This is a genomic window from Kitasatospora sp. RG8, from assembly GCF_017813315.1.
Lineage (GTDB): Bacteria > Actinomycetota > Actinomycetes > Streptomycetales > Streptomycetaceae > Kitasatospora.
This window is the reverse complement of record NZ_JAGIYX010000029.1, coordinates 83,446-100,650: the sequence shown is the minus strand read 5'-3', so window position 1 is coordinate 100,650 and position 17,205 is coordinate 83,446. Positions and strand designations below refer to the sequence as shown.

The following is a 17,205-nucleotide window of genomic DNA, read 5'->3' as shown; positions in this document are numbered from 1 at the left end:
ACGCGTCGCCGGGGATGAGGAGTTGTGGGCCGGTTGGGACAGGAGAGGTCGGAGCGGACACGCGGGCGGCTGGTCCGGGAGGGAGCGGTGCGGTTCGACCGGTCCGGCTACGCGGGGGCGACGCTCGCGGAGATCGCGTCCGCGGCCGGGGTGACGAAGGGCGCGCTGTACTTCCACTTCAGCTCCAAGGAGGAGCTGGCACGGGCGGTGGTGGCCCACGCCGAGCGGGCGCTGCGCGGCGCCCTCGGCACGCTGCGGGCCGGTTCCTCGCCGCTCCAGGCGCTGATCGACGCGGGGTACTGGCTGGTCGCGGCGCTGCACACGGACCCGGTGGTCCGGGCGGCTTTCCGGCTCGGCCACGAGGACGGCGCCTGGCAGGGCGAGGGCGAACCGGTGGCCGGCGTGCGCGGTATCCAGGGAGTCTGGGCGGGAGCCGTCCGGGAGCTGCTGGCGGGCGCGCGGCGGGCGGGGGAGCTGCGCGGGCGCTCGGGCGGCACGGGCCCGGAGTCCCTGGTGGTCGCCGCGGCCTGCGGCCTGGAGGTGCTGGGCGTGGCCACCCGTGACCGGGCCGACCTGCACCGCCGGATGGAGGCGCTCTGGGAGTGGCTGCTGCCCTCCCTGGTACCCCCGGGCGCGGTCGGCTCCTACCGTACGGCGGCCCCGCCTGCCCTCTGACCAGCGGTGACGCGGACGCGCCCGGGTGGCCGCCCGGTCGGCGCCCGGTGGTCGTCCAGGACCGGCTCACGACCGTCGATGTCAGTGGTCGGCGCGATGATGGGCGGTATGAAGGACGCAGCCACCATGGCCTCTCCCGCTGCCCTGGCGTCTCCGGACGCCTACGCCGACGCCGTCGCCACGGCCGTACGGGCCGCCGCCGCGTACTACGCCGACGGCTCCACCCCGCTCGGCGACGACGAGTACGACGCCCTGGTGCGCGCCATCGAGGCGTACGAGGCCGAGCACCCGCAGCAGGTGCTGCCCGACTCTCCGACCGGAAAGGTCGCCGGCGGCGCGGTGGTGGGCGACGTCCCGCACTCGGTGCCGATGCTCTCGCTCGACAACGTCTTCTCCGCGGAGGAGCTGGAGTCCTGGGCGGCCGGACTGGAGCGGCGGCTGGGCCGGCCGGTCGCCGCCTGGTGCGTGGAGCCCAAGCTCGACGGCCTCGCCGTCGCCGCCCGCTACCGGGCGGGCCGCCTGACCCAGGTGCTGACCCGCGGCGACGGCCTCGCCGGGGAGGACATCACCCACGCCGCCGACGCCGTCCTCGGCCTGCCCGGCCGGCTCACCGAGCCGGTCGACATCGAGCTGCGCGGGGAGGTGCTGCTCACCCAGGAGCAGTTCGAGCACGCCAACGCCGTCCGCACCGAGCACGGCGCCACCCCCTTCGCCCATCCGCGCAGCGGTGCCGCCGGCACCCTGCGGGCCAAGGACCGGCCGTACCGGATCGAGCTGACCTTCTTCGCCTACGGAGCGGTCGGCCTGCCCGGGCTCGACCACGGCGAGCTGCTGGGCCGCCTGGCCGTGCTCGGTGCCAACACCGCGGCCAGTACCGCCGCCGACCCGCGGCGCTGCACCACGCTGGACGACGTCCGCCGGCGGATCGACGCCATCGCCGCCCTGCGCGACGCGCTGCCGTTCGGCATCGACGGCGTGGTGGTGAAGGCGGACGCGGTCGCCGACCAGGAGGGGGCCGGTTCCGGCTCGCGCGCCCCGCGCTGGGCGGTCGCCCGCAAGCTCCAGGCCCAGCACAAGGTCACCCGGCTGCTCGGCGTCGAGTGGAACGTCGGCCGGACGGGAATCATCGCCCCCCGCGCGGTCCTTGAGCCGGTGGTCATCGACGGCGTCACCGTCACCTACGCCACTCTGCACAACCCGGCCGACATCGAGCGCCGCGGCCTGATGATCGGCGACCAGGTGTTCGTCTACCGCGCGGGCGACGTCATCCCCCGCGTGGAGGCGCCGTTGGTGGACGAGCGGACGGGTGCCGAGCAGCCGATCGCGTTCCCGCAGGCCTGCCCGCGCTGCGGCGACGCCATCGACACCTCCGAGCAGCGGTGGCGCTGCGTGCGCGGCCGCGGCTGCCAGGCCGTCGCCTCGATCGTCTACGCGGCCGGGCGCGACCAGTTGGACATCGAGGGGCTCGGCGGCACCCGCGCCGTCCAGCTGGTGGAGGCCGGGCTGGTCGCCGACCTCGCCGACCTGTTCACCCTCACCCGGGAGCAGCTGCTCACCCTGGACCGGATGGGGGACACCAGTGCCGACAACCTGCTTGCCGCGATCGGGACGGCCCGTTCCCAGCCGCTGAACCGGGTCTTCTGCGCGCTCGGCATCCGCGGCACCGGGCGGACGATGTCCCGCAGGCTCGCGGCGCACTTCGGCAGCATGGCCGCGATCCGGGCCGCCGACGCCGAGGCGCTGGCCGGGGTGGACGGCATCGGGGTGGAGAAGGCGGCCGTCATCGTCGCCGAACTCGCGGACGTCTCGGATCTGTTGGACCGGCTGGCGGCCCAGGGCGTCGGCATCGCCGTCACCGCGCCGGCCGCCGCCGTGAGCGTCTCGGGCACCGTCACCGCCGAGGGGTCCGGCGCGGAGCAGGAGGCCGGGGCGCCGGCACCACTGGCGGGCCAGAGCGTCGTCGTCACCGGCGCGATGACCGGACCGCTGGCCGAGCTGTCCCGCAACGCGGTGAACGAGCTGATCGAGCGCGCCGGAGGCAAGGCCTCCTCGTCCGTCTCGAAGCGGACCACCCTGCTGGTCGCCGGCGAGAAGGCCGGCTCCAAGCGGGCCAAGGCCGAGGAGCTCGGCATCCGGATCGTCACCCCGGACGAGTTCGCCGACCTGGTCGCCGACCACCTGGCCTGACGCCTCCGCGACGGCATCGGACCCGGCCGACCGGCCTGCCCGACCACGGTCGGCCCGACTTCTGCCGGTCGGGCACCTGACCCGGGGCCCGGTCGCGGATCGGTCAGGGCCGACACGGGAATGCCGGACCGGGCTGTCCCTGCTGAGGTGTCCGTCGAACGCGTACAGGGTCGAACACGGACAGGAGGGACAGGTGGGGGGAGCGATGGTGGGGCAGGCCTGGCAGGCGGCGCTGGCGCGGCTCTGTGCGGTCGCACTCCCGGAGGACGAGTCGGCCAACTTGCCGGACGAGGTCTTCGACGCCGTGAACGACCTCATCGAGGCGTACGGCGCGGACGACATCGCCGAGATCGTGGCCCGGGCCGTGCACGCGGGGCAGGCCACGGTCGGACAGGCGACCACCCTCCTGAACGTCGCGGCGTGGTCCGGGACGGACAACGGGGCTTCGATGAAGCTCACCCTGGACGACTGGGTGCGGCGGGCGGACGACACCGTCCGGCTGTCGATGGCTCTTCACCACGAGGTGTACCTCCTCCCCACCGCGGCCGAGATGACGGCCGTCCTCACGGACGTCGCCGCCCGGTTCCCGGAACACCGCGCCATCTGCCAGGACCGCATCGCGGGCCGCCGGGGCGACTGACCCCGGCGGCCCGGACACCGAGGGGGATCCCGGTAGGGCGACCGGGGTCACCGGAGCCACCGGGGCGACCGGAGTCAGCGGGGCGACCGGGGCCACCGGAGTCGGCGGGTGGTCTCAGAGCGGGTCGGCCGTGGGCGCGGGGTCGAGGAGCGGCCCGAGCGCCCGGTGCAGGTCGGCCGGCTCGCGGTAGAGCAGCCCGGTCATGCCGAGGCGGCGGGCGGCCTCGACGTTCTCGGGCCGGTCGTCGACGAAGAGGCACCGGCCGGGGGAGACCCGGGCCTGGTCCGCGGCGAAACGGTAGATCCGCGGATCGGGCTTGGCCGCGCCGACGCGGGCGCTGTTGACCACGCCGTCGGCGAGCCCGGCGAGCCCCAGCGCGGCCAGGTCCTCGTCCAGCCACACCGTGGCGTTGCTGACGAGCAGGACGGTGCAGCGCTGCCGGGCCCGGCGCAGCAGGTCGACGACGGCGGCGTCCGCGCGGGCCGGCACCCGGGTGAAGGCGGTGGCCAGTTCGGCGGCCGGGCCCGCCGGGACGCCGTCGCCGCGCAGACGCCCGGCGATGGCCTGGGCCCACTGCTCGCGGGTGAGTGCCCCGAGCACCAGCTGCTCTGCGATCCCGGGGCCGAAGGCCGCCTGCGCGGCTCCGCCCTCGGGCAGTCCCGCCGCGTGTTCGAGGAGGGCGATCCCGCGGTGGTCGAAGAAACGGATCACCCCGTCGATGTCGCACAGCACGGCGTCGAAGGGCGGCTTGCCAGGGTCTGCGGAGGTCGTCATCGCCCTTGGATACCACTCCGCACCGGTCCGCCGGGGTGAATCCGGCAGACGCACGGGCGGGCGGCGAGGGTGCGATAGGGTGGCGGCGCCGAATGTAACCACGGACTCGGGGAGGTGAGACCCATTACCGGTGTGTCGGAGCGGGTGCTCCCCGGAAACGACCGTGATGGCGTGGTGCCGCAGTTCTAGTGGTGCCGCTCAGGCGCGGTGACGGTTTTTCGGGAAGCCCCGGCGGATTTCTTCTTCTGCCTGTTCTTTGAGGGGTTTCTCCTTGTCGGTTTTTTCTTCTGCACTGCTGCGTTCGTCCGTGGCCACCCGTCTGCGTGCCGCCGGGTGCGTGTTCGCCGAGGACGAGGCGCGCATCCTGCTGGACGCCGCGGCCACGCCCGCGGACCTGGCCGTGATGGTCCGCTCCCGGGCCGCCGGCCGCCCGCTGGAGCACGTGGTCGGCTGGGCGGAGTTCGGCGGCCTTCGGGTGGCGGTGGACCCGGGTGTGTTCGTGCCCCGGCGTCGAAGCGAGTTCCTGGTCGAGACGGCCGCCGGGCTGACGCCCGAGGGCGCGCTCGTGGTCGACCTCTGCTGCGGCAGCGGCGCCCTGGCCGCCGCCCTGGCGGCTTCGGTCGGCCGGCCGGTCGAGGTGTACGCGGCGGACGTCGACGAGGCCGCGGTCGGCTGCGCCCGCCGGAACCTGGCCGGCGTCGGCGGCCGGGTGTTCCGGGGCGATCTCTTCGAGCCGCTGCCCGGCGCCCTGCGCGGCCGGGTGGACGTGCTGCTGGCGAACGTCCCGTACGTGCCCACCGCCGACATCGAACTGCTGCCCGCGGAGGCCCGGGTGCACGAGGCGCGCCCGGCTCTGGACGGCGGTGCGGACGGCCTGGACGTGCTGCGCCGGGTGGCCGGGGAGGCCCCGCAGTGGCTGGCCCCGGGCGGCTCGCTGCTCTTCGAGACCAGCGAGCGCCAGGCCCCCGCGGCCCTCGCCGTCGTCGGCTCGGCGGGGTTGGACGCCGCCCTCTCCTGGTGCGAGGACCTCGACGCGACCGTGGTGACCGCCACCCGCCGCTGAGGCCGCTGACCCCTCCGAGCAGCGGCTGCGTCCGGGGCGCCGACTCGTCCGGGCCGCCGAGTCGCCCGGGCCCGTCTCTGCGGGCCCGGGGACCTCGGCGGCCCCGGACCTCCCGTCACCTGCGGAATTCCGATTGCCCCGTAGGCCCCCGGGGTGGTGAAGTGCACGCATGGAAACTGATCATGACAAGCTGCTCGCCCTCCTCGACGCCCGGATGCGCCGCGGCGTGCAGTCGGAGACCGTCTCCGCCCGGATCGAGCACACCCCGCACGTCGTGCGCCAGAGCGGTTCCGACAAGGTCTGGAACGGCATCCTCTGGTCGGACCTCGAATCCGGGACGGCCGATGCCGTGATCGCCGAGCAGATCCGCCACTACGCCGGGCTCGGCCAGGACTTCGAGTGGACGCTCTACGCCCACGACCGCCCCGCCGACCTCGGCGGCCGCCTGGTCGCCGCGGGATTCACCCCGGAGGAGAGCGAGACCCTGCTGGTCGCCTCCGTCGCCGACCTCGTCCGCCGGACGTCGGAGACGGACGCGCCGGCCGGGATCGAGCTGCGCGAGGTGACCGACGAGGCCGGCGTGGCACAGGTCGTCGCCGTCCACGAGCAGGCCTTCGGCACCGACGGCACCCGGTTGGGCCGGCGGATCTCGGCCCAGCTCCAGGAGAGCCCGGAGACCTTCCGCGTCCACCTCGCCGTCGCCCACCACGACGGCCGCGAGATCCCGGTGAGCTCGGCCCGGCTGGAGCTGTACCCCGGCACCGGCTTCGCCGGCCTCTGGGGCGGCGGAACCCTCGCCGAGTGGCGGGGGCGCGGCGTCTACCGGGCGCTGGTCTCCCACCGGGCGCGGATCGCGGCCGAACTCGGCTACGAGTACCTCCGCGTCGACGCCTCCGACCAGAGCCGGCCGATTCTCGAACGCCTGGGCTTCGCCGCCCTGACCACCATGACCCCGTACCAGTACCGGTACCAGGCCCAGGCTCAGGCCCAGTCCCGGCCCTGACCGGGGCGGATGCCGCGACGGGCCCTCCTCCGCGCCCGCCCGGTCCGGAGGCCGCCGGTGGAGGGGCGCTCAAGGCCCGCTCGACGGCGCTTGGCCCGCGCACCCGGGCGTGGTTGGCTCGCCGGAGCCACGTAGACGCGTGCGTATGGAGCTGAGCCCGGCGGCTATGGTCCGCCCGCCCGGACTGGAATTGACTGGTTGCCATGACGGACAACACGCAGAACACGCAACAGCAGCACTCCGACTCCCGCACCGCCGGCCCCCTCGTCCTGGTGACCGGCGGGACGGGCAAGACCGGCCGCCGCGTGGCCGAGCGCCTGACGGCCTGCGGCCGGGAGGTCCGCATCGCCTCGCGCACCGCCCCCGTGCCGTTCGACTGGAACGACGACAGCACCTGGGCGCCGGCCCTGGAAGGGGTCGGCGCCGCCTACCTCGCCTACTATCCGGACCTCGCCTTCCCGGGGGCGGTCGAGACGGTCGGCGCCTTCTCCCGGCTGGCGGCCAAGGCCGGCGTGGAGCGGCTGGTCCTGCTCTCGGGGCGGGGTGAGGAGGCCGCCCGGGCGGCCGAGGACGCGGTGCGTTCGGCCGGTACGGGGTGGACCGTGGTGCGCTGCGCCTGGTTCAACCAGAACTTCGACGAGGACTTCTTCCTCGAATCCGTCCTGGCAGGGGAGTTGGTGCTGCCCACCGGGGACGCGGCCGAGCCGTTCGTGGACGCGGACGACATCGCGGACGTCGCGGTGGCGGCGCTCACCGGGAGCGGTCACGACGGCCAGGTGTACGAGCTGACCGGGCCGCGTCTGCTCACCTTCGCCGACGCCGCCGCCGAGCTGTCGGCGGCCACCGGGCGGGAGATTCGCTTCACCGCCGTCTCCGTGGAGGAGTACCGTACGGTGCTGTCCGCAGCCGGGCTGCCGGGCGACTTCGTCGACCTCTTCACGCTGATCCTCGACGGCCGCAACGCCCACTTGACGGACGGCGTCCGGCGGGTGCTGGGCCGCGAGCCCAGGGACTTCGCCGAGTTCGCCCGTGCGGCGGCCGCCACCGGCGTCTGGGACGCCTGACCCACCCGCGCACGGCCCCCGGGACCTCACAAGGGTCCCGGGGGCCGGCGCCGCCCGGCCTGCTCCGCTGCTCCGCTGATCCGCCCGCCCTGCCCCGCCGTTCGCGGCCCGCTCCACCACCTGGTCCGCCGCCCGCCCGACCGAAGGAACCTCGATGAGCCACGACCACACCACCGCACCGGCCTTTCCCGCCTCCGCCCCGAGAACGGCGGCGACCCCGGCGACGCCTGCGACCCCGGCGACGCCTGCGACCCCGGCCGCCGCCGGCCGCGGTCGGGCCGCCGGACCGCTCCTCGCGACCGCCACGGTGGCGATGGGTCTGATGGCGGGTCTCTTCTTCGCCTTCGACGTGTCCGTCATGCCGGGCCTGGCCAAGGGCGACGACCGCACGTACGTCACGGCGATGCAGAACATCAACAAGGCGATCGAGAACGGCCTGTTCGGCCTGGTCTTCGTCGGCGCGTTCGCGGTCACCGGCGCCGCCGCCTACCTCCAGTACCGCGCCGGACACCGCACCACCGCGCTCTGGGCCGGCGCCGCCACCCTGCTCTACGTCGCCGCCCTCGTCGTCACGATGGGCGTCAACATCCCGCTCAACAACGAGCTGGCCCAGGCCGGGGACCCGTCGCAGATCGCGGACTTCGCCGCGGTGCGCACCCGGTTCGAGTCCACCTGGGTCGCCACCAACATGCTGCGCACCGCGTTCTGCACGGCGGGCCTCGCCGCGCTGATCCGTGCCCTCCTCCTGCACGCCCGCGCCCAGCGCTGAGGCCCTCCCGGGCGGCAGTCGGGCGGCAAGAGGGCGGCAACCGGGCGGCGACCGGTCCGTCCTGGCGGGCAGCCGGTCGTCCTGGCGGACGCCCGGCCCTCCCGGCCGACCTCCGGTCATCCCGTGCGCGGGTCGGCGGGATCGCGGTGCTCGGCACGACCCGGACCACGGCGCCCACGCCTTCGAGGAGCAGTCCTCGCCCGTCACCCGGTCACCCGGTCACCCGGTCGACGGTCCTCCCGGCGCCGACCGGCGCCAGGGGGACGGGGGCGGGTCGCGCCCCTGCGCGTCGCCGTGCTCCCCCTGCGCCCCCTCGTGCTTTCGGCCAAGTCCACTGGGGTGCCGGTGACTTGGACGGCCGGGGTGGGTTCTAGAATCATGTCGGGCACAGCGACGACCCGGCGAAGGGGCGGCAGCCACCGTGAATCCCGCACTGCGACCGTTCCGTGTGGAGGGCAGGGCGATCCCGCTCGCCAAGTACCTTGCGGAGGAGGAGATCGGCGATCTCGTCGGCTGTTCGTGCATAGGCAACGAGGTGACGATCGACCTGTCGGACACGCACTTCCTGATCGGCCTGGTCGACCTGGGCGGGGGGCTGCGGCTGAACTTCCACATGGCGCACGACGGCCCGGCGCACGCCCGCTCCTGGAGCCGCCGGCTGCCCGCGGAGGCGGGGCCGCGCGAGATCGCCCGGCGGATCGCGCTGGACGTGGCGACCCTCGCCCGCGAGCTGGCGCCGCTGCGCGAGAAGCCCCCCGTGCCGCCGACGCCGCGCACGCCCCCGCCACACACGCCCCCTCCGCGCACGCCGACGCCTCGTACGCCCCAGCCTCGTACGCCGCGCAAGCCGTGACGCGCACGATGTGACACCCCCGGGCGAGCCCGGGTACAGGATCAACGCCCCCTGGGGCGTATGGACATTGACGGAGCATCACCCGGCTCGCGCCCCGAACTGCGTCACCGCCGCCGACGGGCGGGCGTTCGTACGGGCCGGGGCGGTGTCGTGCTACCCGGGGGCGGTCACGTCCGCGAAGGTGACCTCGGAAACCGCTGCCGGCGGGCGGAGAGCCCGACGGACGGCGTTGCGGAGCCAGTGGTGGGCTCCGTCGGCTGTGTGCCGGGGGTGCCAGGCCATGCCGATGGTCACGGGTGGCAGTGCCAGGGGGATGTCGAGGAGGTGCAGTCCGAGGGCGCCGGCGTCGTGGGTGAGGGGCGAGGGGGCGGCGCCGGGGAGTGCCGCGGGGACGAGGCAGACGACGTCGCTGCGGGCGGCGAGGGTCATCGCGGCCAGGTGGCTGGGGAGGACGACGCCGACCCGCCGGTGGAGGTCCTGCTCGGCCAGGGCGGTGTCGAGGGGACCGGTGAACCGGCCGCGGCGGCTGACCGCGACGTGTTCGGCGGCAGCGAGACGGGCCGGGGTCAGCGGCCCTTCGGTGAGCGGATGGCCGGGCCGGACGGCCGCCATCATGCGCAGGCCGACCAGTTCTTCGACCCGGGTTTCGGGGTCCACGTGGTCGATGGATCCGATCTCCAGGTCGATCCGGCCGTCGCGCAGGGCGGGGCCGGCCTCCAACTCCTCGGCCCGGATGCGGAACGAGACCCCCGGCGCCTCCTGCCGGGCCTGCTGCAGCAGTCCGGGGGCCAGCGCCGAGCCGACCAGGTCGGCGGCCTGGAGGGTGAAGGTGCAGCGGAGGCCGGCGGGGTCGACGCTCGCGCCGGGGCCGAGCAGCGCTCCGAGGCTGCGTACCACCGCGGCGGCCTCCTCGCGCAGGGCCTCGGCGCGCGGGGTGGGAACCATGGTCTGTCCGGCCCGGACCAGGAGGGGGTCCTGGAGGATGCGGCGCAGCCGGGCGAGGGTGCGGCTCATCGCGGCGGGTGAGGTGTGCAGGCGTGCGGCGGCGCGGGTCACGCTGTGCTCGGCCAGCAGGGCATCCAGCGCGATGGCGAGATTGGCGTCGATGACCGGATCCGGGCTGCTCACCAGCATTATTCCATTTCAGTCAATGATTCCGTGCCGAAGTTCCCATTGTGGCAGCACGGCGGGCCTCAGCAGGATGAGGGACGTACCGAACCGGCACGACCTGCGAGGTTTTCATGATCGTCATTACTGCTCCCACCGGGAACATCGGCCGTCACCTGCTCTCCCGGCTCCTGGAGTCCGCCCCCGCCGCGGGCGAGGAACTGCGCGTGATCGTGCGTGATCCCGCCCGGCTTCCGGCCGCGGCGCGCGGACGCGTCGAGGTGGTCACCGGGTCGCACGCGGAAGCCGAGGTCCTCGACCGGGCCTTCGAGGGGGCGGACGCCGTCTTCTGGCTCGTCCCCCCGGACGCCTCCCTGGCCCCGCAGGACGCCTTCAGCGGCTTCGCCCGCCCGGCCGTCAAGGCGCTCGCCGCCCACGGCGTCGGCCATGTCGTCGGCGTCTCCGCGCTCGGTCGCGGCACCCCGCTCGCCGGCCGGGCCGGCCTCGTCACCGCCTCCCTCGCCATGGACGACCTCATCGCCGGCACCGGCGTCGCCTACCGGGCCCTGGCCAACCCGTCCTTCTTTGAGAACCTCCTGGAGGAGGCCGGCTCGATCCGGGAGAAGGGCGTCTTCACCGACGTCGTCGACGCCGACCGTAAGGCCCCGCTCGTCGCCGTCGCCGATATCGCGACGGCCGCCGCCGGCCTGCTGCTGGACCGCTCGTGGACCGGCAGCGGCAGCGTCCCGGTCCTCGGGCCGCAGGACCTGTCGCCCAACGACCTGGCCCGCATCATGACCGAACAGCTCGGCCGCCCCGTCCGCTACGAGCGCCGGCCGCTCGACGAGCTGTACACCACCCTCGTCGGCCACGGCCTCAACGAGGCGTTCGTCCAGGGCCTAGTCGACATGAAGCGGGCCAAGGACGAGGGCCTCGACGCCGGCATCGCCCGCACCCCGGACACCACCTCGCCCACCAGCTTCGAGCAGTGGTGCGTCCGGACCCTCAAGCCCGCCGTCCTCTCCTGAAGGCCGGCACCGAACCCGGATCCTGAACTCCAGCACCCGGCGCCGGAAGCCCAGCGCCCAGCTCCTGAAGTCCACTACCCGGCTCCTGAGGTCCAGCGCCCAGCTCATGAGGTCCACTACCCAGCGCCGGAACCACACGGGCCCGGCGAACCAGGACCACCCGCCATTTCGGAGGCACCCCTGATGCCCGCTGAGAAGACCGGACCGCCGGTCACCGCGTTCATGCTGGTCAAGACCACACCCGAGTGGCTCGCTCTGACCGTCCAGGAACGCGTGGACGCCTTCACCACCCAGGTCCTGCCGACCATCGAGGCCAGGACCACCGGCGTCCGGTCACGCTTCTACGACACGGAGTTCTACTCCGCGCGCGTCACCGACGTCTGGGTGTGGGAAGCCGAAGACCACCACGCCTACCAGCTCCTCGTCGACGCACTGCGCGAAACCCCCTTCTGGGACCGCTATTTCGAGGTCGTCGACCTCCTCGTCGGCACCGAGAACGGCTACGCCCGGACCTACGGCCTCGAACCCGTCGCCACCATCAGCACCTGACACACCGCCCACCTGCGCAGCCGCTCACCCGCTCACCCGCTCACCCGCTCACCCGGGCCGGCGCCCTCCGGCGGCTTCGGCCGACCGGAGGGCACCGGCCCGGGCGGACCGGAACGTCACGACCCGACGACTGACCCACAACCTCGCGGGCCCTAACCTGTGGTCCGTGTACCAGCCCCAGCCCCGGAGGCGCGACCGGCGCCCGTCCCGCCGTGTGCCGCCGCAGGCGGTGCGACGCCGGGCGTCTCCGCTCACGGCCGCCGGCGCCGACGTGGTCCTGGTCGGCTACTTCTCCGCGAAACAGAAGGACTTCGAGGTGGTCATGGCGTCGGCAGTCGCGGAACTGGCAGCGCGCGGCGCTCGGGTCGTCGTGCAGATCGTGCAGCGACGGGGCGTCTCGGACGGTGGGGCCCAGAAGATGGGGCTGCCCTACTCCTCGCGGACTCTGCTGAGTCACGGAAAGGTCCGTGAGGTGGCGCTGGCCTGCGACCGGGCCGAGGCGGACGCGGTGATCTTCGTCGCCTCCCTGACCGGGCGTCAGCAGCGCGCGCTGACAGCCGTACTCGGCCGCCCCGCGGTCGGCCTCGCCGACATCCTCGCCGCCGGCTGACCGCGCAGTCGCGGCGGGTCCGTGGAAGGGGCCCGCGGGCTCGCGAACCGGACCGGCGGGCTCACGTGCTCCGGCCTTGGCTGAAAACCGGCCGATACCGATCGGCGCCGACCGGTGCTGACCGGTGCTGACCGGCGCCGACCGGCCGGGCGGGCTCAGCCCGTCGCGTTGCCGTGCAGCACCAGCGCCCAGCACAGGCACCCGAGCGCCGCCGTGCAGAGCAGGGCCCGCGCCACGTTCCACCGCACCCACCGCGCCTCGAACCGGCCACGCACCGCCCCCGGCTCCGCGATCCGCCCGGGCTCGCCGGCGGCGGCCAGGGCATCGTTCAGCGGAATGTTGATCACCCGCGTCACCACCAGCGACGCCCCGTAGAAGACCAGCGCCGCCACCGCCGCCGGCAGCACCCGGTGTCCGTCGGCCGGTAGGTGCAACGCCACGGCCGCAGCCGTGGCCACCAGCGCCCCCGCGAAACCCAGCAGGAACCACCCGTTGAGAATGGCCACGTTGATGCGCTGCATCACCTCGATGAACGTCCGGTCCTCCGTCCCGCGCAGGCCCGGCATCACCGAACACGCGTACGCGTAGAACAACCCCGCGCTCAGTCCGGTGGTGATCGTGGCGGCCACGAGTGCAATCACGCGCGACAGTTCCATCGGGCTCATCCCTCTTTCCGGCCAACGGCGTTGCGGCCGCGGCATCGCTGCCGGCGGTCGTGCTGCGCGCCCGCGTCGTCACCGACACCGGCCGCTCCGCCGATCATCCCCCGTACCGCCGGGCGTAGCCCGCCCGACCACTCAAGACTCTCTCAAATGACGGTCCGTCAATCCATGTTTCAACGTCTAGGCTTACCCCATGGACACTCTCACCGGCCTGCTCGACGGCCCCAAGGCCCGGGGAGCGTTCGTGCTCCGCTCGATCCTCAGCCCACCGTGGTCCCTGCGGATCGAGGACGGCGCACCGCTGTCGGTGGTCGCCCCGATCCGCGGGGACGCCTGGATCCTCCCGGAGGGCGGCGCTCCGGTGCTGCTGCGCCCCGGCGACGTGGCCATCGTGCGCGGGCCCGAGCCCTACACCGTCGCCGACAGGCCGGACACCCCGGTACAGGTGGTGATCGGCCCCGGACAGGTCTGCTCGCGCGACGGCGCCGACGTCTCCGCCTCGATGGCCCTCGGCGTCCGCACGTGGGGCGAGGTCCGGCCCGGCGACGACAACTCCTCCGTCCTGCTGTCCGGCACCTACCAGGCCGAGCACGAGATCGGCAGGCGCCTGCTGGACCACCTGCCGACCCTGCTGGTCCGCCCGGCCGGCGAGAACGCCGCCACCACCGAGGACACCCTGGTCCGCCTGCTGGCCGCCGAGACGACCCGCGACGAGCCCGGCCAGGAGCTGGTCCTGGACCGTCTGCTGGACCTCCTCGTCGTCGGCGTGCTGCGCAGCTGGCTCGCCACCCCGGACAGCGGCGCCCCTGCCTGGTACCAGGCCCAGCACGACCAGGTGGTCGGCCCGGTCCTGCGCCTGATGCACGACGACCCGGCCCGCCCGTGGACGGTCGCCGCACTGGCCGCCGAGGTCGGCGTCTCGCGCGCCGGCCTGGCCCGCCGCTTCACCGCGCTGGTCGGCGAGCCGCCGATGGCCTACCTGGCCACCTGGCGCCTGGCGCTCGCCGCCGACCTGCTGCGCGACCCCGGGCACACCGTCGCCTCGGTGGCCCGCCGGGTCGGCTACAGCAACGCCTTCGCCCTCAGCGCGGCCTTCAAGCGGGTCCGCGGCGTCACACCCCAGGAGCACCGCCGGCTGGCCGGGGAGGCACCGCCCGCCGCGCCGCCCTTCACCATGACCACGGTGGTCCTGGCCGCCGGCTGAGAAGGGTCGGGCAATGTATCGACCGCGTGGCGTGGCGCACTGGCGGTGATCTTCGCTGTCGAGGTGTCCGCAAGGATCACCGCCATGTGCGGCTGCGGGTGCAGGTTTCCCCAATGGCTTGTCGTTGACGGATGTTCAGGAGCGGTGATCGAACCGCGGCCGCCGGTGCGGGAACCGCGCCGGGCCGGCCCTCGGTCGAGGTGCCGGCGACGGGTGCCGGCCGGCCTCCCGGCCCCCGCCCCCGGCCGTGCCGTCAGTGGCGGGTGGACCGCCGGCGGCCGGCGTAGACGACCGTGCAGCCGGCGGCGACCAGCACGGTGGCGCCGACCGCCGTGGCGGCCAGGAGGCCGGGGTCGGCTCCGGTGGCGGCCAGTGCCGGGACGGCCGTGGCCTGGCTCGGGGCCGGGCGCGACGAGCCGGCTCCGGCGGGGGAGGACGTCGACGTGGCGGGGGAGGACGTCGACGCGGCGGGGGTGGGGGTCGGCCCGGCCGTGGGGACGCCCGCCGTCGCCGGTGCGGGGGTCGGCGTGACCGTGGGCGGCGTGGCGGGGTTCGTCGGGGCCTGGGTGGTCGGGCTGCCGGTCGGCTCGGGCGGGCAGGCGGTGCCGCCGTTCCACGAGGCGAGCAGCACCCCGGAGAACGGCTCGTCCGGGTAGTGCGGCAGGGGGTGGTCCCCGTCGCTTCCGTCGTACTTCTCGCCGACTCCGTACAGCGCCAACTCGCCGAAGCAGTGGGGCAGGTGGCCGCTGACGTCGAGCACGTCGCGGTAGTGCTCGCGGGTGAGCGTCGTGGTCGCCCAGCCGAGGAAGGTCTGCCGGCCGGAGGTGGCCCAGGTCGCGCCCTGCGTCTCGTACGACCCCAGCGAGACGTGGTAGTCGCAGCCGGCGGTGGGCTGGCCGGCCAGCCGGACCTGGACGGTGGCCGACGGCGCCGCGATCGTGGCGCTGTTCGTCCAGTTGGCGCCGCCGTCCACGGAGTACTGGACCGGTGGCCGCCCGCAGGTGGGGGCGGCGTGGGCGGCGGGCGCGGCGAGTACGGCGGCTCCGGCGGTGACGCCGAGGGCAGTGAGCGTCAGCAGGCCGCTTCGGTGGTGTCTGAACACGGGGATTGCTCCAGATGCGTTGGGGCGGAATGACAGGACAGACAGGACGGGGGACGGCGGGGCTCAGTTGCCGTGGCCGTGCTGCCCGGAGACGTCCAGGGGGACGAGGTTGGCGGGCAGCAGGGGAAACCAGCGCAGCGCCTCGACGGAGGCGGGCAAGCCGGTCGGCGCCTCGGCCGGGGGCTCGGGCCGGTCGGCGAGCACCGCACGGGCCTGCTCCAGCTGCTCGTGCAGTGCGGTCGACGGGGAGCCCGGCGCGGTTTCCGTCGTCCGGACCCGCTGCCACGACCGGCCGTGGAAGCCTGCGAGCCGGACGCCGGGTTCCCCGCCGGGGCGGGCGCGGTGGCGCCACAGCCCGGTGCGGGGGTCGAACGCGTAGTCAGGCAGCAGCCGATGACCTTCGGAGGCCACCAGCTCGACGGCGGCGAGGACGTACTCCAGCGCCTCGTCCGTGGTGAAGTACGGGAAGCTCACCCGAGTCCAACCGGGTTTGATGCCCTCCAGGCGCTGACCGACGATCACCTCGCGGAAGGCGGCTGACCGTTCTGCGTCGATGCCGAGCAGTCGGTGCCCGTACGGGCCGGCGCAGGAGCAGCCGCCGCGCGCCTGGATTCCGAAGAGGTCGTTGAGCACCGCCGTGACGAAGTTGTGGTGCAGGTAGCGGTCGGGCCGGCGCCGGTCCTGGACCAGGAAGGAGACCACGGGCAGGCGGGGTACGTCGGTTCGCCCCAGCAACCGCAGGGTGGGGTGTCGGCCCCACCGGGCCCGCACCCGGGACCAGGCGGCCTCTTCTCGCTCGTGGATGAACCCGCTTCCGATGTCCTCCTTGAGGGCGAAGACCAGGCCGGCGCGGATCGACTCGACGACGGCGGGGGTGCCGCCCTCTTCGCGGGCGACCGGATCGGTGACGTACTCGTGGTCGACCGGGCTGACGTAGGAGACCGTGCCCCCGCCGGGCACGGTCGGCACCGGTCCGCCCAGTACGTCCCGGTGGACGACCAGGACGCCCGGTGTCTGCGGACCGCCGACGAACTTGTGCGGCGAGAGCATCACCGCGTCCTTGTGGTCGCCGCGGCCGGGGGACGACTCGGCGACCCGGATCGGAAGGTAGGGGCCGGCCGTCGCGAAGTCCCAGCAGGCAAGCGCTCCGTAGGCGTGGAGGAGGGAGGATATCCGGTCGGTGGCGGCAAGGATGCCGGTGACGTTGGAGGCCGCGGAGAAGCTGCCGACCCGCAGCGGGCGGTGGGCGTGGAGCAGCAGTTGGGCGCGCAGGTCGTCCTCGTCGAGCCGGCCGTCCGCGCCCTCCCGGATCACCACGACGTCGGCGGCCGACTCCCGCCACGGCAGTTCGTTGGAGTGGTGTTCGTGGGGGCCGACGAAGACCACCGGGCGGTCGTGCTCCGGAAGTGGGGTGCCGTAGGTGCGGCTGCGACGCGATGGGCGGCGCAGGTCGAGCAGGGCCACCAGGCGGTCCACGGCGCCGGTGGTACCGGAGCCGCAGAAGAGCACGGCGTGGTCGTCGCCGGCTCCGACGGCACGGTGGATCAGGCCGCGGGCCTCTTCGCGGAGGCGGCCGGTGCGCAGGCCGTTGCCGGAGCTCTCGGTGTGGGTGTTGGCATAGCGGGGCAGGACGGCTTGCCGGACGAAGTCCTCGACGAAGTCGAGGGGGCGGCCGGAGGCGGTGTGGTCGGCGTAGGTGATCCGGCGCGGGCCGTACGGACCGTCGAGCAGGTCGCCCTCGCCGATCAGTCCGGCCTGGATGCGGGCGAGGAGGTCAGCACGTGCCGCATCGGCGGCTGACGGGTCGACGGGCGCAGGGCCGGAGAGCGGGAGGCGGCCGGCGGCCGGGTGCTCGCCGGGGTGGGACCATTCGGCGTGGTGCGGGGTTGGGATGGTCATCAAGGAATCTTCACCT

General features: G+C 74.2%; 17 protein-coding genes. 12 read left to right on the top strand and 5 right to left on the bottom strand.

What is annotated here, in order from left to right:
• Positions 1-24 precede the first annotated feature (24 nt).
• The 3 genes from J5Y04_RS32680 to J5Y04_RS32670 all read left to right on the top strand — a co-directional run bounded on the left by J5Y04_RS32680 (position 25) and on the right by J5Y04_RS32670 (position 3,502).
• Positions 25-675 carry a ScbR family autoregulator-binding transcription factor gene (locus J5Y04_RS32680; RefSeq protein WP_307853415.1) on the top strand — a complete coding sequence of 217 codons (651 nt, stop codon included), beginning with the start codon at positions 25-27 and terminating at the stop codon, positions 673-675.
• 108 nt (positions 676-783) lie between these two features.
• Complete coding sequence (gene ligA / locus J5Y04_RS32675; RefSeq protein ID WP_245205874.1) at positions 784-2,862, top strand: NAD-dependent DNA ligase LigA; 2,079 nt, start codon at positions 784-786, stop codon at positions 2,860-2,862.
• 193 nt (positions 2,863-3,055) lie between these two features.
• The gene (locus J5Y04_RS32670) at positions 3,056-3,502 is read left to right on the top strand and encodes a hypothetical protein (protein WP_209416020.1); all 447 of its coding nucleotides are present in this window, start codon (positions 3,056-3,058) and stop codon (positions 3,500-3,502) included.
• Between the two features lie 114 nt (positions 3,503-3,616).
• Here J5Y04_RS32670 and J5Y04_RS32665 read toward each other — a convergent pair whose 3' ends face one another.
• A complete protein-coding gene (locus tag J5Y04_RS32665; protein ID WP_209416019.1) occupies positions 3,617-4,276 on the bottom strand; it encodes an HAD-IA family hydrolase in 660 nt (219 codons plus the stop codon).
• A 271-nt stretch (positions 4,277-4,547) separates the two neighbouring features.
• Here J5Y04_RS32665 and J5Y04_RS32660 point away from each other — a divergent pair, with 271 nt between their 5' ends.
• From J5Y04_RS32660 to J5Y04_RS32640, 5 genes are all read left to right on the top strand, one after another.
• Complete coding sequence (locus J5Y04_RS32660; RefSeq protein ID WP_209416018.1) at positions 4,548-5,339, top strand: putative protein N(5)-glutamine methyltransferase; 792 nt, start codon at positions 4,548-4,550, stop codon at positions 5,337-5,339.
• A 169-nt stretch (positions 5,340-5,508) separates the two neighbouring features.
• Positions 5,509-6,342 (top strand): GNAT family N-acetyltransferase, encoded by an 834-nt coding sequence (locus tag J5Y04_RS32655; protein ID WP_209416017.1) that lies wholly within the window; start codon positions 5,509-5,511, stop codon positions 6,340-6,342.
• 203 nt (positions 6,343-6,545) lie between these two features.
• The gene (locus tag J5Y04_RS32650; RefSeq protein WP_209416016.1) at positions 6,546-7,406 is read left to right on the top strand and encodes an NAD(P)H-binding protein; all 861 of its coding nucleotides are present in this window, start codon (positions 6,546-6,548) and stop codon (positions 7,404-7,406) included.
• 154 nt (positions 7,407-7,560) lie between these two features.
• Positions 7,561-8,175: a DUF1772 domain-containing protein gene (locus tag J5Y04_RS32645; RefSeq protein WP_209416015.1), complete on the top strand. Its 615-nt coding sequence runs from the start codon at positions 7,561-7,563 to the stop codon at positions 8,173-8,175.
• Positions 8,176-8,596: 421 nt separating this feature from the next.
• Complete coding sequence (locus tag J5Y04_RS32640) at positions 8,597-9,028, top strand: hypothetical protein (protein ID WP_209416014.1); 432 nt, start codon at positions 8,597-8,599, stop codon at positions 9,026-9,028.
• Positions 9,029-9,181: 153 nt separating this feature from the next.
• On the opposite strand, the gene J5Y04_RS32635 is transcribed toward J5Y04_RS32640, so the two are convergent.
• Complete coding sequence (locus J5Y04_RS32635) at positions 9,182-10,162, bottom strand: LysR family transcriptional regulator (RefSeq protein ID WP_209416013.1); 981 nt, start codon at positions 10,160-10,162, stop codon at positions 9,182-9,184.
• Between the two features lie 107 nt (positions 10,163-10,269).
• Here J5Y04_RS32635 and J5Y04_RS32630 point away from each other — a divergent pair, with 107 nt between their 5' ends.
• The 3 genes from J5Y04_RS32630 (at position 10,270) to J5Y04_RS43740 (ending at position 12,322) form a co-directional block, all read left to right on the top strand.
• Complete coding sequence (locus tag J5Y04_RS32630; protein ID WP_209416012.1) at positions 10,270-11,163, top strand: NAD(P)H-binding protein; 894 nt, start codon at positions 10,270-10,272, stop codon at positions 11,161-11,163.
• A 183-nt stretch (positions 11,164-11,346) separates the two neighbouring features.
• Entirely contained in the window at positions 11,347-11,712 is a 366-nt protein-coding gene (locus tag J5Y04_RS32625) for a darcynin family protein (protein ID WP_209416011.1), read from the top strand.
• A gap of 166 nt (positions 11,713-11,878) precedes the next feature.
• The gene (locus J5Y04_RS43740) at positions 11,879-12,322 is read left to right on the top strand and encodes a hypothetical protein (protein WP_307853413.1); all 444 of its coding nucleotides are present in this window, start codon (positions 11,879-11,881) and stop codon (positions 12,320-12,322) included.
• A 155-nt stretch (positions 12,323-12,477) separates the two neighbouring features.
• Here J5Y04_RS43740 and J5Y04_RS32615 read toward each other — a convergent pair whose 3' ends face one another.
• The gene (locus tag J5Y04_RS32615) at positions 12,478-12,978 is read right to left on the bottom strand and encodes a DUF1772 domain-containing protein (RefSeq protein WP_209416010.1); all 501 of its coding nucleotides are present in this window, start codon (positions 12,976-12,978) and stop codon (positions 12,478-12,480) included.
• A 199-nt stretch (positions 12,979-13,177) separates the two neighbouring features.
• Here J5Y04_RS32615 and J5Y04_RS32610 point away from each other — a divergent pair, with 199 nt between their 5' ends.
• Positions 13,178-14,188 carry an AraC family transcriptional regulator gene (locus J5Y04_RS32610; protein WP_209416009.1) on the top strand — a complete coding sequence of 337 codons (1,011 nt, stop codon included), beginning with the start codon at positions 13,178-13,180 and terminating at the stop codon, positions 14,186-14,188.
• A gap of 253 nt (positions 14,189-14,441) precedes the next feature.
• On the opposite strand, the gene J5Y04_RS32605 is transcribed toward J5Y04_RS32610, so the two are convergent.
• Both J5Y04_RS32605 and J5Y04_RS32600 read right to left on the bottom strand, forming a co-directional pair.
• On the bottom strand, positions 14,442-15,290 hold the full coding sequence (locus J5Y04_RS32605; protein ID WP_209416008.1) for a hypothetical protein: 849 nt from the start codon (positions 15,288-15,290) through the stop codon (positions 14,442-14,444).
• A gap of 63 nt (positions 15,291-15,353) precedes the next feature.
• A complete protein-coding gene (locus J5Y04_RS32600) occupies positions 15,354-17,189 on the bottom strand; it encodes an aminotransferase class V-fold PLP-dependent enzyme (protein ID WP_209416007.1) in 1,836 nt (611 codons plus the stop codon).
• Between the last annotated feature and the right edge of the window lie 16 nt (positions 17,190-17,205).